The organism is Enterobacter cloacae complex sp. IR5384 (assembly GCF_049237265.1).
Classification (GTDB): domain Bacteria; phylum Pseudomonadota; class Gammaproteobacteria; order Enterobacterales; family Enterobacteriaceae; genus Enterobacter; species Enterobacter cloacae.
In genome coordinates, this window is sequence record NZ_JBMKHJ010000001.1 from 72,643 (window position 1) to 87,420 (window position 14,778).

The window sequence follows — 14,778 nt, forward strand, 5'->3', positions numbered from 1 at the left end:
ACAGGGAGACACCAATGACCATGTACGCCACGCTGGAAGAAGCTATTGATGCCGCTCGTGAAGAGTTCCTCGCCGATAACCCCGGCGTTGATGAAGAAGATGCGGACGTGCAACAACTCAACATCCAAAAGTATGTCCTTCAGGACGGAGATATTATGTGGCAGGCCGAATTCTTTGCTGACGAAGGTGAAGAAGGCGAATGTTTGCCGATCCTGAGCGGTGAAGGAGCTCAGGCCGTCTTTGATGGTGACTATGACGAAATTGAGTTGCGTCAGGAGTGGCTGGAAGAGAACACCCTGCACGAGTGGGATGAGGGTGAATTTCAGCTCGAGCCACCGCTAGATACGGAAGAAGGTCAAACCGCAGCTGACGAATGGGACGAGCGTTAATTCCCGCTACTCATAAGGGCCGTGGCTGGCATCGATGGGCAACAACAGCGTATCGAAAATCAGCGAGAACGGCAGATCGAGTACCGTCAGGTAGCGCCATGCGGAATCCCGGACATCCCATTTCACGCCCGGATAGTACTGATTCCCGTGGCCCTGCCCCGGAATGGTGCGACTGATGATGCTGCCGCAGCCGCTCAGCAGACATGCCATCATGACGACGATGATTATTTTCATCCGTTACCTCTAAAAAAATACCGGCGTTTAAGCCGGTATTTTATCTGGCGGGTGGCACATTGCTTACCCGCCCTACGTTGCCACTTACTTCGCCTTCAGCGCCAGCGGGTTAAGCTTCAGATCGTTGTAGTAGTTCACCCACGAGGAGTAGCGCTCCGGGGAAGACCACACACGGTAGTGCAGACGCGACATAGTCACCGGATCGCTTAACAGCACCAGACGGCGGTCGCGGTTAAGTTTCTCTGGCGTCTCGTTCAGCGCCTGTTCAACGTGACGATCGCGGGCAATCTCCAGCACCTTACTGGCACGGTGACGCGCGGTAGCCATTGCCGTTGCCAGGGCGTTAAACGACGGGTTAAACACCGCGTGCATAAAGCCATCATCCAGCGTACGACGGCGGTTCTGCTCCAGATAGGTGTCAGTATCCACCAGCACCTGCGGCGGCGAATACTCTTCCGGGATCAGGAACAGCTTCCAGCGTTTGGTACGCAGGCCAACCGTTGAGCGGCTTGAAATAACCGACACAAACGGCGACAGGATCAGCGAGAAGACGATCGGCGCCAGCCAGAACAGGAAGCGCAGATCCAGCCATGCCATCCCAGCAGCCCACACCAGCCCCAGCAGCAGCTGCGAGCCGTGACGCATAAAGGCTTCACCCCAAGGCGTGGAGTCATCATCACGCTGCGGTGAGTTCCAGACCACTTCCCAGCCCAGGAACGCGCTGACCACAAACACGGTATGGAACAGCATACGTACCGGTGCCAGCAGCACGGAGAACAGCACTTCCAGCAGCAGTGAAACCGTTACCCGCCAGAAACCGCCATACTCCTTCGAGCCTTTGCACCAGATCAGAATGATACTGAGCAGCTTCGGCAGGAACAGCAGCACCATGGTGGAGGCAAACAGCGCTATCGCCAGCTCCGGACGCCACTGTGGCCACACCGGGAACAGCTGACGCGGTTGCAGGAAGTACTGCGGCTCCGTCAGCGCATGCACCACCTGCAGAGCCGTGGACAGCGCCAGGAACATAAACCACAGCGGCGCGGAGAGATAAGACATCACGCCGGTCAGGAACACCGCACGGTGAACCGGGTGCATCCCTTTCACGAGGAACAGACGGAAGTTCATCAGGTTCCCGTGACACCAGCGGCGGTCACGCTTAAGTTCGTCCAGCAGGTTCGGCGGCAGTTCTTCATAGGATCCAGGCAGATCGTAGGCAATCCAGACGCCCCACCCTGCACGACGCATCAGCGCCGCTTCCACGAAGTCGTGCGACAGAATCGAGCCGGCAAACGAACCTTCGCCCGGCAGCGGTGCCAGTGCACAGTGCTCAATAAACGGCTTCACGCGGATAATGGCGTTGTGACCCCAGTAGTGGGACTCACCCAACTGCCAGAAGTGCAGACCGGCAGTAAACAGCGGCCCGTAAACACGGGTGGCAAACTGCTGGCAACGCGCGTATAGCGTGTCCATGCCTGACGCTTTTGGCGAAGACTGGATGATACCCGCGTTCGGGTTAGCTTCCATCAGACGCACCAGACCGCTCAGACAGTCACCGCTCATCACCGAGTCGGCGTCCAGCACCACCATGTAGCTGTACTGGTTACCCCAGCGACGGCAGAAGTCATCGATGTTGCCGCTTTTACGCTTCACACGACGACGACGGCGACGGTAGAAGATCTGACCTTCGCCCTGTACTTCTGCAATCAGCTCCATCCAGGCTTTTTGCTCGGCAACGCAGATGTCCGGATTGTAGCTGTCGCTCAGGATATAGACGTCGAAATGGGCGGCGTTACCGGTCGCCTTAACGGACTCCCAGGTTGCGCGCAGCCCCGCGAATACGCGGTCAACGTCTTCGTTACAGATAGGCATAATCAGTGCCGTACGGTGCTCAGGATTCAGGGGTTCATCCCCGACCGTAGACGCCGAAATGCTGTATTTGTCTCGTCCCATCAGCAGCTGCAGGAAGCCCATCAGCGCGGTCCAGAAACCGGCCGAAACCCAGCAGAAGAGAACGGCGAACAGCAGAAGAATGCCACTTTGCAGGATATACGGCAGCAGTTGCATGAAAGAGACCCAGATATCCTGGCCCATCATGTCTGCCGGGTTGATCAGCGCCCAGCCCTGGTAAGGCAGAATCGTCTTCATGTACCAGGTTGCGACAACCGTCTGCGCCAGCGTCAGCAGCAGAAGAATGTAGCGACGGATCGTCCCCACGGTACGCCATTTCTGTTCGGAGGCCTGCTCTTCTTTTGTCAGACGCGACAGATAGCGTGGCGTCACGTCACGCCCGCGCAGGCGATCCCAGAAGCGGCCAACCGGGTTGGTACGCCAGGGGTCGGGGAACATGGAAGAACGCGTTGCTTTCGGCATCGCCTGAAGCTGATCGCGTCCTTCGTCGTCTTTAATCAACTGCCCTTCTGCCAGCGAGTCCGGCCATGCCTGCTCCAGACGTGCCTTCACTGACCCCAGCGGAGAATCGTCATCACGTGAAAACTGACGATGTTCCCCATCCAGCGCGGCATGTACCGCGCGGATGTCGCTCTCAGGCAGTGCCGCTTTTGCGATATCCGTCAGCGGCATGGCATCAATATATTCAGATGTATTATTCATTGGCAGGTAGCTGATAGCTCCAGGTTTCACTCAGCGGCTGATCGTTACTGACCAGCGCAGCGCGCATTTCAGTGGTCTGTTTCGGATCTTTCACTTTCACGCGCAGGGTCAGACGCCACCCTTTCGTTACCGGGTTGTAACGTACGGTGTTCTCAACAATCTCACCGTTATCACCGATGCTGGCCTGGGCGGTCACGGCAGTATCCGGCGCCAGTTTCTTCATGTCCTGGCCGGTGAAGTCCACCACGAAAGCGACGGTACCGTCAGGCTGACGGATAAGATTAGACTGTTTCACGTCACCCGTTGAACGGCGAGTCTGCATGACATACGCGTTATCCGGCGCATGCAGTTTGTCTTCGTCACGGCTAAAGGTGATCGTGTATTTGAAGTTCATCTCTTTCCCGGCTTCCGGCAGCTGATCCGGCGTCCAGTAAGCGACGATGTTATCGTTGGTTTCATCATTGGTTGGGATTTCAACCAGTTCAACCTTCCCTTTGCCCCAGTCACCTTTCGGGGTCACCCACGCGCTTGGACGCAGGTCGTAGCGGTCATCCAGATCTTCAAAGCGAGAGAACTGACGGCCACGCTGCAGAAGGCCGAAACCTTGCGGGTTTTCCATCGCAAAGCTGCTGACAGCCAGATGTTTCGGGTTGTTCAGCGGACGCCAGATCCACTCACCGTTACCGGCATGAATAGACAGGCCGTTGGAATCGTGCAGTTCAGGACGGAAGTTGGTCGCCGGTGACGGCTGGTTCGGCCCAAACAGGAACATACTGGTCAGCGGCGCAACGCCCAGTTTACCCACTTTGTCGCGCAGGTAGACTTTAGATTGCACGTCAACCACCGTGTCACGCCCAGGCATGATCACAAAGCGGTACGCGCCCGTTGCACGCGGGGAATCCAGCAGTGCGTAGATAGTCAGACGTTTATCCGTTGGTTTTGGACGTTCGATCCAGAACTCGCGGAAACGTGGGAATTCTTCACCTGATGGCAGCGCGGTATCAATAGCCAAGCCGCGCGCAGAAAGCCCGTACACCTGTCCCGCGCCAATAACGCGGAAGTAGCTGGCGCCGAGCATGCTGACGATTTCGTCGTTTTTATCTTTGCTGTTGATCGGGTAAAGCACCTTGAAGCCTGCAAAGCCCAGATCTTTAACCGTATCTTTGTCGTGCTGCACATCGCCAAAATTGAAGTAATCCGGGCTGTATTTGATTTTACGTACCGCCGTTGCCGTCACTTCATTGATGGCAACAGGGGTGTCGAAGTACATACCCTGATGATAAAACTCAAGCTTGAACGGGGTCTTAATATTGTTCCAGTACGCTTTATCGTGATTGAACTGGATCTGCTGATAGTCCGCATATTTCATGTCGCGGAAAACGGAGGGCAAGTTACTTTTCGGCGCTTCGTAGCTCTTGCCTGCCATCGATTTTGCCTGTTTTGCGACATCGTCGATGTTAAAGGCCAGTGCCGATGAGGTATACAGGGATAACACCACTGCAGCACCCAACCAACGCATTTTCATCATCTGTGGTTTATGTTTCATAATAAGTAAGCACTTCCCCCTTTGTGTGCTTATATCGATCCGATCCATTTTAATGGAAACTCAGGCAATCCGACAACATTATCACCGCTTTGTTCAGCTCGCTGGCTCAGGGATTAAGCAAATGAAAGAACCCTCTTTTCACTTTGCGTGCTTATCCTGGAGACAGGGTGTCGGTCTTGGTGTAGGGTTGGCTTCGAATGTAACCATTATGAGTCTTAGGGATAAGGCGAAAAGTCTGAGAATGCACAAAGTTATATGAGCACAACACCTGTAGAACGTGAATACTTCCTCGACTCGATCCGGGCATGGCTGATGCTATTGGGGATCCCCTTCCACATTTCACTGATTTACTCCAGCCACACCTGGCATGTTAATAGTCAAATGCCCTCCTGGTGGCTGACGCTGTTTAATGACTTTATTCACGCCTTCCGCATGCAGGTGTTTTTTGTCATTTCAGGTTATTTCTCTTATATGCTGTTTCTGCGCTACCCCATCAAGCGCTGGTGGAAAGTGCGCGTGGAGCGCGTCGGCATTCCGATGCTCACCGCCATTCCTCTGCTGACGCTGCCGCAGTTCATCATGTTGCAGTACGTAAAGGGTAAGGCGGAGAACTGGCCTAACCTGTCGCTGTACGAAAAATACAACACCCTGGTTTGGGAGCTGGTGTCCCACCTCTGGTTCCTGCTGGTGCTGGTGGTCCTTACCACGGTCAGCGTGTTGATTTTTAGCCGCTTTCGCCGCCATTTAAGCGACAAAGCTAACGCCTTTTTCGCCAGTATCACCCTGGGAAAACTGTCGCTGCTCTTTTTGCTGCTGGGCATCGCCTATGCGGCAGTGCGACGGACGCTGTTTATTGTCTATCCGCCGATTCTGAGCGACGGATTATTCAATTTTGTGGTGATGCAGTCGCTGTTCTACATCCCCTTCTTTTTAATCGGGGCGCTGGCCTTTATTTATCCGAAGCTTAAGTCGCTGTTTACGACGCCCTCACCGTGGTGTGCTTTTGGTGCCGCCATCGCGTTTGCGGCCTATCTGTTAAATCAGCGCTACGGCAGCGGCGATGCGTGGATGTATGAAACCGAGAGCGTCATTACCATGCTGCTGGGCCTGTGGATGGTGAATGTGGTCTTTGCGCTGGGCCACCGGCTGCTTAATTTTAAGTCCAGCCGCGTGACCTATTTCGTCAATGCTTCGCTGTTTATCTATCTGGTGCACCATCCCCTGACGTTGTTCTTCGGGGCCTATATCACACCGCATATCGCCTCCAACACGCTGGGCTTCTTTACCGGGCTGGTCTTTGTGATTGGAATCGCCATCGTGCTTTACGAAATCCATCTGCGGATACCGCTTCTGCGTTTCCTTTTCTCCGGAAAACCGCAGGTAAGAGCATCATAAAAAAACGCGGCGCACTCAGTGCGCCGCGTGTGTTTCAGGTCTCTAATTCCTGTCCGCGCTGGGTCAACAGCCGCTGATAAAGATGCAGTGTCTCCTCATCGAAACAGACAAATGTCACTTTTTCGGGCATCGGTTTAAGCGACAGGTAACGATACACGGTGTCTACCGCAATCGTCGCTGCGGCAGCTTTCGGATAGCCATAGACTCCGGTGCTGATGGCCGGAAACGCCATGGTTTTATAGCCATTATCAGCGGCCAGACGCAGGCAGTTTCGGTAGGCCTCTTCGAGGATACTCGCCTCATGCCGATCGCCGCCATGCCATATTGGCCCCACGGCATGAATCACCGCTTTCGCGGGAAGATCGCCCGCAAGCGTAATAACGGCATGACCCGGTGGGCACTCCCCCTGTTGCTGACGCACAGTCTTGCAGGCTTCCAGCAGTTGCGGTCCGGCAGCCCGGTGGATAGCGCCATCCACGCCACCTCCGCCCATCAGTGACGGATTGGCTGCATTGACGATCACATCAACGTGCATCGTCGTAATATCGCCATGAATAACATCAATTTGCGGTTTCATAAATACCCTCTGCTTCCCGCCATTTTCTTAAGTGTATCGCAGAGGTACCCGAGAGAAAAAACTATCGGGAAAAACCTCTTCCGCCGTAAAGCGGAAGAGCACACATCAGCGGTACTGAATTTGTACCACCGCGAGCGTTTTTTCAGGATTGAGGTACTTCATGCTGAGGGTGGCAAGGCTGGTATCGGTCACATGGCCATTAAGTGCATCTTCATAACTGACTATGCGCGTATGAATCCGGTTATTTTCCGGGCATGACAACGCAAACTGCCGCGTTTGTGCAGTCACTTCACAGGGGTCGGCGACAATCGCGCCGCGAAAATGAATGACCCCACCCTCAACAACCGTCGCCGCAAAAACCGGGGTTACAAAAAGAGAAACGAGCAGACTAAAACCAGAAGCGAGTTGAGCGATATATTTGGTCACGTGTATGTACTCCTCAATGAAAATCGTCCTTGAGGGGTAAAAGCGCTCCATTAAAGCAAACGTAGTTTCACGTTCCGGAACTTAGTTGCTCAGTTCCTGTTATCAGCATAGCTCAACGGTGAAGGCATGCCACATTGGCAAATCATTGATTTTATGAATGATTAAAGCCTCTTCTCCGGCGGTGACCACTGCTGTGATAAATGAAGCGATTTACCATCAGAGACGGTGACAATAATGTTCACCGTATCCCCCGTACCAATATTTAAACTCAGCCGCATTAAATCGATCGTCTGATTAGCGGGGATAAAAAGCCTGTTTTGCTGGCGTGATGTACTTTGACCACTCTGCCCTTCCCGTTCAGCCACGATTTGTACCAGACAATCACACGGCGTTGTCAGCGTAACCTGGGGAATAATGGTGGTCATATCGCCCTGCTGCGATGTGTTAAACGTTATTTGACTGGAAAGCGCGGCAAGGAGAATTAAGGTATTCATGATGCACTCCCGAAAAAAAACAGGGCTGAGGCCCTGTTTTTTTGTAGCACAGATTTCAGTATTAATACTGATAAGCTGCAGCGTGGTTACCAAAACCAATCTGGGTAACATTGACCGTAGAATTAGACGCAGTCTGATCAACCATTGCGCCGTTAAATCCACCGTACTGGCTCACATTCATTGTGGAGTCGTGACTGTTCCATTGATCAAGCGTTGCGCTGTTGGCAAAACCATTCTGAGTCAGAGAGATGGTGCTGTCGTCAGAACCTTGTCCAACATCTGCGCCATTACCGCCACCGCTCTGGCTAATAGACAGCGTTGAATCTCTGGCATTGGTCTGCAAGGCGACAGCTGAGTTACCGCCACCGTTCTGGTAAATATTCAGGGTTGAATTTGGGCCATTACCGCCTTGACCATGGCCATGACCGTGTCCATGGCCCCAGCCACCTTGATCAATGAGACCGGCCATAGCACTACCAGAAACGACGATTGCTGCAAGAGCTGCCACTTTGATAAATTTCATGGTAAAACCCCCATCGGATTGATTAAAGTCGCCGCGAATAACTAACGTTGAATAACGCGAATTGCCATTTGCGACTGTTTTTGCACTACAACTGCGTTTTTCTGTGTACCGTACTGCGTGATGCTTGCCCTATTACCCGACCCTTTCTGGATAATTTTCGCACTATTACCAAATCCGTCCTGCGTAATATCTGCATCATTCGCAAAGCCGCTCTGAGCAATATACGCAATATTATAAGTCCCTGATTGATCAACCCGCGCCCTGTTACCTGACCCATCCTGGGAAACGATGGACAATAATTTTGAACCGTCCTGGCGCACCTGAGCGTCATTAAGTACACCCTGTTGACCAATAATGGCTGCCTGATTTAATGATGTACGGCTTAATTCATTTACCGCAAAGTTATATTCAGAGGTAGCCAAATCTGAATTCGCCGCGGTGACAACCCCAGGCGCTCCCAGTAATGTAAACATCATAAATAACGATGTGTTTTTCATGTTGCCACCCTGGACCTGGCTGTTTTAAAAGACTTCAGGTTAGAACAACGCATATTTTGTTAACGCGTCGTTACGGTGAAGAGTATGTCTGCCGAAACACGTTAAATATCTCACCCGCGCGGCTTATTTTTATTTTTCAGGTCACCTCAAAGTAGTAATTCCTGAACCAAAATAGCGATAAGCGAATCCATTTAATTTCTATAAAGCCTTATCCATCGCAAATGAGTGAAACATCGCAGCGGCTGTTCCGACGCGAGAGAGGAAGGGTTAAACGTAACGACAGGATGACATTAACGTTAACGTGTGACACAAGACGCGATTTCTTAAGGCGAAGCGGCATGCATTCCGTAGGTTAGATTTTTTTTGAAACTCATACTTTAAAATTCCTGAAAAAGAATAGCATAAAAACATTAAAATCAGTCACATATAAATATTTGTATGATTTTTAAAATCTGTGCATCTTTATTTAGCTGTACAACTTTTTCATCAATTAAAGGCTTTCAAGAAGGTACACATTCATAAATTAATATTGATTTTTACATCTTGTTACACGTTTACACTTGCTTTAAACTTCGTAAAAGCTAGATTGAAATTAGATGTACGAAATTCGTTTTATATTTTCCTCCCTTGTGGAGGTTATGGTTTGATTCTACACACAGCAGCGCAACATCTGTCAGTACTTCTGGTGTCCTCTTTTCGCAGGAGGACAACTGCCAGGTGTCATAAAAAAGTGGGGTTTCATCATGTATAATGAAGTCCATAGTTTACATGGTCATACATTACTGTTGATCACAAAACCTTCTTTGCAGGCGACCGCTTTATTACAACATTTAAAGCAATCTTTATCACTGAACGGGAAATTGCATAATATTCAACGTTCTTTCGATGATATTGCACCTGGCTGCATTATTCTTTTCGATATGATGGAAGCGGATAAAAAGCTCATCCATTACTGGCAAGATACTTTGAGCAGGAAAAACAATAACATCCGCGTGTTATTATTGAATACGCCTGACGAGTATCCTTTCCGGGACATTGAAAGTTGGCCGCATATCAATGGCGTGTTCTACGTCACTGAAGAAGAGAATCGGGTGGTAGAAGGCCTGCAAGGTATCTTGCGAGGAGAGTGTTATTTTTCGCAAAAGCTGGCCAGCTACCTTATCACGCACTCCGGAAATTACCGCTACAACAGTTCAGAGTCAGCACTGCTAACGCACCGCGAGAAAGAGATCCTGAACAAATTGCGCATTGGTGCTTCAAATATTGAAATCGCCCGTTCGTTATTTATCAGCGAAAATACGGTAAAGACGCACCTTTATAATCTTTTCAAGAAGATAGCTGTTAAAAACCGAACTCAGGCGGTTTCATGGGCAAACGATAACCTCAGGCGTTAATCACATGAAACGCACCATGAGTTGGATTGCCGCAGCGGGCTTTCTGCTCGCTGCCGGGAACCTGAAGGCCGTCGAGGTCGAAGTTCCCGGATTGTTAACGGACCATACCGTCTCTTCTGTCGGACACAATTTTTATCGTGCCTTCAGTGATAAATGGGACAGTACGTATCCTGGAAATATAACAATCAACGAGCGGCCCAGTGCACGATGGGGAAGTTGGATAACAATAACGGCTAATCAGTTCGTTATTTATCAAACATTTTTATTTCCCACCAAAATAGACTTCGATAAAAACGTAGCCTTGGCGCTGGCGCAATCAGAAGACGCTATTAATCGCATGCAAATAGACAAAGCGCTATTAAGCACAAGAGATTTAGCAAAAGACGAGTTCTAGCGAACCTATATCCGGAGGCTGTCATGCGTATTGCATATGCAGTTGTTTCGATAATGCTCATCACCCCATTAAGCTGGGCCGGGAATATGACATTCCAGTTCCGTAATCCCAACTTTGGTGGTAACCCGAATAATGGGGCGTTCATGTTGAATGAAGCCCAGGCGCAAAATTCTTATAAAGATCCCAGCTTCAAGGATTTTAGCGTGGATACGCCATCTGCACTGGACAACTTCACCCAGGCGATCCAGTCGCAAATTTTGGGCGGTTTGCTGACCAATATCAACACCGGCAAACCCGGCCGCATGGTGACCAATGACTTCATTGTCGATATCGCCAACAGGGACGGGCAGCTCCAGTTGAACGTTACCGATCGTAAAACCGGAAAAACCTCAACCATTCAGGTTTCCGGTTTACAAAATAACTCGACTGACTTTTGAACAACCCCAAAATAAGGACAACGATCATGCAGCGCTTCCTGATACTTGTTGCAGTGTGCTTATTGAGCGGTTGTTTAACTGCTCCACCTAAAGAAGCTGCAAAACCGACATTAATGCCTCGGGCTCAAAGTTATCGTGATTTAACCCATTTGCCTGCCCCGACAGGTAAAATATTTGTCTCCGTCTACAACATTCAGGATGAAACCGGGCAATTTAAACCTTACCCGGCAAGTAACTTCTCTACGGCCGTACCGCAAAGCGCCACCGCCATGCTGGTGACCGCGCTGAAAGATTCGCGCTGGTTTATTCCACTGGAACGCCAGGGGCTGCAAAACCTGTTAAATGAACGAAAAATTATTCGTGCGGCGCAGGAGAATGGTACCGTTGCAGATAATAACCGCATGCCGCTGCAATCTCTGGCTGCGGCGAATGTTATGATTGAAGGGTCGATTATCGGTTACGAAAGTAACGTGAAATCTGGCGGTGCTGGCGCACGTTATTTCGGTATCGGTGCAGATACGCAGTATCAGCTCGACCAAATTGCCGTTAACCTGCGTGTCGTTAACGTCAGTACCGGGGAAGTGCTCTCTTCGGTAACCACCAGCAAAACCATACTCTCTTATGAAGTGCAGGCCGGGGTGTTCCGCTTCATTGACTATCAGCGTCTGCTGGAGGGTGAAATCGGTTATACCTCTAACGAGCCGGTGATGATGTGCCTGATGTCAGCCATTGAAACCGGAGTTATCTTCCTGATAAATGATGGTATCGACCGCGGGCTGTGGGATCTGCAAAACAAAGCAGACGTGCAAAACCCGGTACTGGTGAAATACCGCGATATGTCGGTTCCTCCGGAATCCTGACAGGACGCGCATAAAAAAGGCGAGATAGTTATCTCGCCTTTTTTTATTCACTCACCGCTGGCACGTTTTGCGCTTTTTCTCGTCGTGCCGCCAGCCACAGACCACTGTTCTTCATGGCATAGCCAAACAGCAACCCCAGCGCCAGCGAGGGGACCACCAGCTTCCAGTCACCCTGCCCCGCAAAGGTGGCACACGCCCCCATAAACGTGCCGGGTACAAACGACAGCAACAGATGCTTTGCCTGAACGCACATCAAAAAGGCGACCACACCCGTCATGATATAGCCGAGGATCTCCAGATGCGGGGCGAGCGCACTGCCCTTCATGATAACCAGCGCCCAGATAACGCCGCTCATCAGAGTGCAGCCTGAGATAAAAAGCCCTTTGATCCCACCCTGCGGGCAGGCGAAGTAGGCCGTGCAGCCGAGAAATCCAGCCCAGCTGAGCAGTCCGAGAGAGACGGCTACCCATCCCCAAAGCCCGGAGAGGATACCTGTTGTGAGTGCGATACAAAGTAATATGTTCATGGCGCGCATCTTAGCAGAAGCGCGCCATGGAAATGAGATCAGAAGCACATTATATGCAAGATGATGCGTTGCGTTGCAGAACTAATGTGATCATGATCACTCTTCATTCTCTTCTTCCAGCTCATCCCACATTGCAGCGATGGCGTCACGCGTCAGGGGAGCCAGCGTTCTCCAGAATGGCGAGGTGGCATGCGCTTCAACTTTCCCAAGGAATGTCCCGACCCACGGCAGCAGGTACATTTCGAACAAGGTTTCGATGGCTTCGTTCTCATCGTCACCGGCGTGGTCCTCAATCCAGGATGCGGCCAGCAGCAGCGTACCGATATGATCGGCAGGCGTGTCGGTCAGCGGCATGCCGCGCTCTGAAAGAAAAGCGCGCACTTCCGCTTCCGTTGCCCCTTCCTGCCAGGCAGAGCGGTAAGGTGAAACACGGCACTCTTCCCCCACAAACAGCGCGTTGTAATCTGTGGAGATTTGCTGCATGTCGCAGCTTTTCTGCAGGCGCTCCAGTAAATCATCCTGTTCCAGCGGCCAGTTCTGCGCCAGTTTCCCTTCACGAATTAATGTAAAGAGCGGGACCAGCAGCGGGTCTTGAGGCTGGCGGTAGTACAGCGTACCCAGCACGCGGCAAAGGATGGAAAACTCATTCATTTTTTTATTCCATTACACAATTAAAGATCGGCAAATTCGGCAATCGGTTCCATTCCGCGCGACTCAAGGAAATCGAGCATGCGACGAGGGGTCACGTTCAGGATTTGCGCTTCCGGGAAGTTAACATCATTCAGCACTTTCAGGCACTCGCTGAAATCACCCAGTGTGAACGCAGTATGGGAATCTGAACCCAGCGCCACCATGCCTCCGGCGTCACGCACTGCGGCCGCCACTTCGCGGCAGTTCGCTTCACTGCCCTTACGCGAGTGCACGAAGGAGGAGTTGTTAATCTCCAGCGCCACGCGATGCTTCGCTGCCGCCTGCGCGACAGCCTGAATATCAATTGGGTACTTCGGGTTGCCAGGGTGGCTAATAATATGCACGTTGCCGCTGGCAATGGTGGCAATCATCGCTGCGGTATTGGTTTCTTTATCCTGAGGCGCAAAGACAGGTTCATGGAAACCGGCGAGAATAAGGTCAAGAGATGTCAGCATCGGGCCGGTGCAGTCGATCTCACCGTCGGTATTTTTAATGTTCGCCTCAATGCCACGCAGTATCCCAATACCGTCCACCAGGCGTGGCCAGATCCGCATATTCACAAAATGCCAGTAGTGCGGCGCATCCGCCATATCCGGGCCATGATCGGTGATCGCAAAAAGCCTGATGCCCTTGAGCTTCGCTTGTGCAATGTAATCATGGAGGTTGCTATACGCGTGGGTGCTGGCGACGGTGTGCATATGCAGGTCAACGGGATACATCTCTCTCTCCTCTGCGGTTTTTCCAAAGGATAGCAGTTATCTGCTGCGATTATTAGCAAAAACCCGGCTAACGCCGGGTTTCACTCAGTAGCCGCGCGTTCTGTCGACCTGCCCGGTCACCGCGTTGCCCTGCTCTATCTCACTGATGGTGTGCGTAATATAGGCCACCGCCTCTGCCGGACGCGTCACGGCGGCGACGTGTGGGGTCATCGCCACGCGCGGATGTGCCCACAGCGGGCTCTCTGCCGGCAACGGCTCGCGGCTGTACACATCCAGCATCGCGCCTTTCACCTTGCCACCATCAAGAGCTTTGAGGAGATCGGCTTCCACCAGATGAACCCCGCGCGCCAGATTCATCACGTAACTCTGATCCGCCAGCTGATTCATAAGCGCGCTATTAATAATGCCGACCGTTTCCGCCGTATTCGGCAGCAGATTGATCAGTACGCGCGTCCCCTTCAGAAACGCCGGGAGTTCATCTGTTCCGGCAAAACTCTCAACGCCAGGATAGTTCTTGCGGCTGCGGCTCCAGCAGCGCAGCGGGAAGCCCCACGGTGCCAGCGCTTCGGCCACTTTTGAGCCGAGCACGCCCGCCCCGAGAATACCGATAGTAAACTCTTCACGTTGATATTCTGGCAGCGGCTCCCAACGGGATTGCAGTTTTAAGGCCTGATAATCGTCAAAACGTCGGAACCAGTGCAGCACCTGACTCACGGCATATTCCTGCATTTGCTGGCCCATGCCGGTATCTTCCAGGCGGAACAGGGGGATTTCCTCCGGCAGCATTTCAGGGTGCGCTTTCAGTTTGCTCAGAATGGAATCCACACCGGCGCCGAGGGCAAAAACGGCCTTCAGCTTGCGCCCCTGGAGCATCTCGACCGGGGGATGCCACACCAGCGCGTAGTCTGCATGTTCGTTATCACCGCGCTTCCATTCACGCACGCGCGCCCCCGGTAACGCTGCCGAAAGTGCCTTAATCCAGTAAGCCGTATCAAAAGTGGGGTGATAGAAGATAATATCCATACTCATTCCTGCCTTTTTTGCGCTGTTTTATTTTCATTTTC

The 14,778-nt window shown here is 51.9% G+C and carries 18 protein-coding genes; 6 read left to right on the forward strand and 12 right to left on the reverse strand.

Translation table 11 applies throughout. From position 1 onward, the window contains the following. The first annotated feature begins 14 nt into the window (after nucleotides 1-14). Nucleotides 15-389: a MysB family protein gene (locus ACOTX3_RS00370; RefSeq protein WP_014831418.1), complete on the forward strand. Its 375-nt coding sequence runs from the start codon at nucleotides 15-17 to the stop codon at nucleotides 387-389. A 6-nt stretch (nucleotides 390-395) separates the two neighbouring features. Here the strand turns inward: ACOTX3_RS00370 and ACOTX3_RS00375 are convergent, their stop codons facing one another. The 3 genes from ACOTX3_RS00375 to mdoG form a co-directional block, all read right to left on the reverse strand. Then, nucleotides 396-623 carry a YceK/YidQ family lipoprotein gene (locus ACOTX3_RS00375; RefSeq protein WP_013097162.1) on the reverse strand — a complete coding sequence of 76 codons (228 nt, stop codon included), beginning with the start codon at nucleotides 621-623 and terminating at the stop codon, nucleotides 396-398. Nucleotides 624-707: 84 nt separating this feature from the next. Then, nucleotides 708-3,236: a glucans biosynthesis glucosyltransferase MdoH gene (gene mdoH, locus ACOTX3_RS00380; RefSeq protein WP_058679156.1), complete on the reverse strand. Its 2,529-nt coding sequence runs from the start codon at nucleotides 3,234-3,236 to the stop codon at nucleotides 708-710. Then, the gene (gene mdoG / locus ACOTX3_RS00385; RefSeq protein WP_020689627.1) at nucleotides 3,229-4,782 is read right to left on the reverse strand and encodes a glucans biosynthesis protein MdoG; all 1,554 of its coding nucleotides are present in this window, start codon (nucleotides 4,780-4,782) and stop codon (nucleotides 3,229-3,231) included. The genes mdoH and mdoG overlap by 8 nt, the downstream gene beginning before the upstream one ends. 255 nt (nucleotides 4,783-5,037) lie before the next feature. Between mdoG and mdoC the strand changes: the two genes are divergently transcribed. After that, nucleotides 5,038-6,177 carry a glucans biosynthesis protein MdoC gene (mdoC, locus tag ACOTX3_RS00390; RefSeq protein WP_013097165.1) on the forward strand — a complete coding sequence of 380 codons (1,140 nt, stop codon included), beginning with the start codon at nucleotides 5,038-5,040 and terminating at the stop codon, nucleotides 6,175-6,177. A 34-nt stretch (nucleotides 6,178-6,211) separates the two neighbouring features. Here mdoC and ymdB read toward each other — a convergent pair whose 3' ends face one another. The 5 genes from ymdB to csgB all read right to left on the reverse strand — a co-directional run bounded on the left by ymdB (nucleotide 6,212) and on the right by csgB (nucleotide 8,694). Further along, nucleotides 6,212-6,754: an O-acetyl-ADP-ribose deacetylase gene (gene ymdB / locus ACOTX3_RS00395; protein WP_045295774.1), complete on the reverse strand. Its 543-nt coding sequence runs from the start codon at nucleotides 6,752-6,754 to the stop codon at nucleotides 6,212-6,214. 105 nt (nucleotides 6,755-6,859) lie between these two features. Continuing rightward, entirely contained in the window at nucleotides 6,860-7,180 is a 321-nt protein-coding gene (locus tag ACOTX3_RS00400) for a type 1 fimbrial protein (RefSeq protein ID WP_029881947.1), read from the reverse strand. A 161-nt stretch (nucleotides 7,181-7,341) separates the two neighbouring features. After that, nucleotides 7,342-7,674 (reverse strand): curli assembly chaperone CsgC, encoded by a 333-nt coding sequence (csgC, locus tag ACOTX3_RS00405; protein ID WP_023620193.1) that lies wholly within the window; start codon nucleotides 7,672-7,674, stop codon nucleotides 7,342-7,344. Nucleotides 7,675-7,735: 61 nt separating this feature from the next. Continuing rightward, nucleotides 7,736-8,197: a curli major subunit CsgA gene (csgA, locus tag ACOTX3_RS00410; protein ID WP_023620194.1), complete on the reverse strand. Its 462-nt coding sequence runs from the start codon at nucleotides 8,195-8,197 to the stop codon at nucleotides 7,736-7,738. Between the two features lie 41 nt (nucleotides 8,198-8,238). Then, complete coding sequence (gene csgB, locus ACOTX3_RS00415; protein WP_013097170.1) at nucleotides 8,239-8,694, reverse strand: curli minor subunit CsgB; 456 nt, start codon at nucleotides 8,692-8,694, stop codon at nucleotides 8,239-8,241. 743 nt (nucleotides 8,695-9,437) lie between these two features. Between csgB and csgD the strand changes: the two genes are divergently transcribed. Genes csgD through csgG form a run of 4 tightly spaced genes read left to right on the forward strand, consistent with a single transcriptional unit; the run spans nucleotide 9,438 to nucleotide 11,779 of the window. Continuing rightward, complete coding sequence (gene csgD / locus ACOTX3_RS00420) at nucleotides 9,438-10,088, forward strand: biofilm master transcriptional regulator CsgD (RefSeq protein WP_023620195.1); 651 nt, start codon at nucleotides 9,438-9,440, stop codon at nucleotides 10,086-10,088. A 4-nt stretch (nucleotides 10,089-10,092) separates the two neighbouring features. Beyond that, complete coding sequence (gene csgE, locus ACOTX3_RS00425; protein WP_023620196.1) at nucleotides 10,093-10,482, forward strand: curli production assembly/transport protein CsgE; 390 nt, start codon at nucleotides 10,093-10,095, stop codon at nucleotides 10,480-10,482. Between the two features lie 23 nt (nucleotides 10,483-10,505). After that, nucleotides 10,506-10,919, forward strand: coding sequence for a curli production assembly/transport protein CsgF (csgF, locus tag ACOTX3_RS00430; protein ID WP_013097173.1), 414 nt, complete (start codon nucleotides 10,506-10,508; stop codon nucleotides 10,917-10,919). A gap of 26 nt (nucleotides 10,920-10,945) precedes the next feature. Next, nucleotides 10,946-11,779 carry a curli production assembly/transport protein CsgG gene (gene csgG, locus ACOTX3_RS00435; RefSeq protein ID WP_028027948.1) on the forward strand — a complete coding sequence of 278 codons (834 nt, stop codon included), beginning with the start codon at nucleotides 10,946-10,948 and terminating at the stop codon, nucleotides 11,777-11,779. A gap of 43 nt (nucleotides 11,780-11,822) precedes the next feature. Here the strand turns inward: csgG and ACOTX3_RS00440 are convergent, their stop codons facing one another. The 4 genes from ACOTX3_RS00440 to ghrA all read right to left on the reverse strand — a co-directional run bounded on the left by ACOTX3_RS00440 (nucleotide 11,823) and on the right by ghrA (nucleotide 14,737). After that, nucleotides 11,823-12,305, reverse strand: a complete 483-nt coding sequence (locus ACOTX3_RS00440) for a DUF1097 domain-containing protein (protein WP_072200468.1) — start codon at nucleotides 12,303-12,305, stop codon at nucleotides 11,823-11,825. A gap of 96 nt (nucleotides 12,306-12,401) precedes the next feature. Continuing rightward, complete coding sequence (locus tag ACOTX3_RS00445; RefSeq protein WP_013097176.1) at nucleotides 12,402-12,956, reverse strand: TorD/DmsD family molecular chaperone; 555 nt, start codon at nucleotides 12,954-12,956, stop codon at nucleotides 12,402-12,404. A gap of 20 nt (nucleotides 12,957-12,976) precedes the next feature. After that, nucleotides 12,977-13,714 carry a phosphatase gene (locus ACOTX3_RS00450; RefSeq protein ID WP_023622347.1) on the reverse strand — a complete coding sequence of 246 codons (738 nt, stop codon included), beginning with the start codon at nucleotides 13,712-13,714 and terminating at the stop codon, nucleotides 12,977-12,979. Between the two features lie 84 nt (nucleotides 13,715-13,798). Beyond that, nucleotides 13,799-14,737: a glyoxylate/hydroxypyruvate reductase GhrA gene (ghrA, locus tag ACOTX3_RS00455; protein WP_013097178.1), complete on the reverse strand. Its 939-nt coding sequence runs from the start codon at nucleotides 14,735-14,737 to the stop codon at nucleotides 13,799-13,801. Nucleotides 14,738-14,778: the final 41 nt, after the last annotated feature.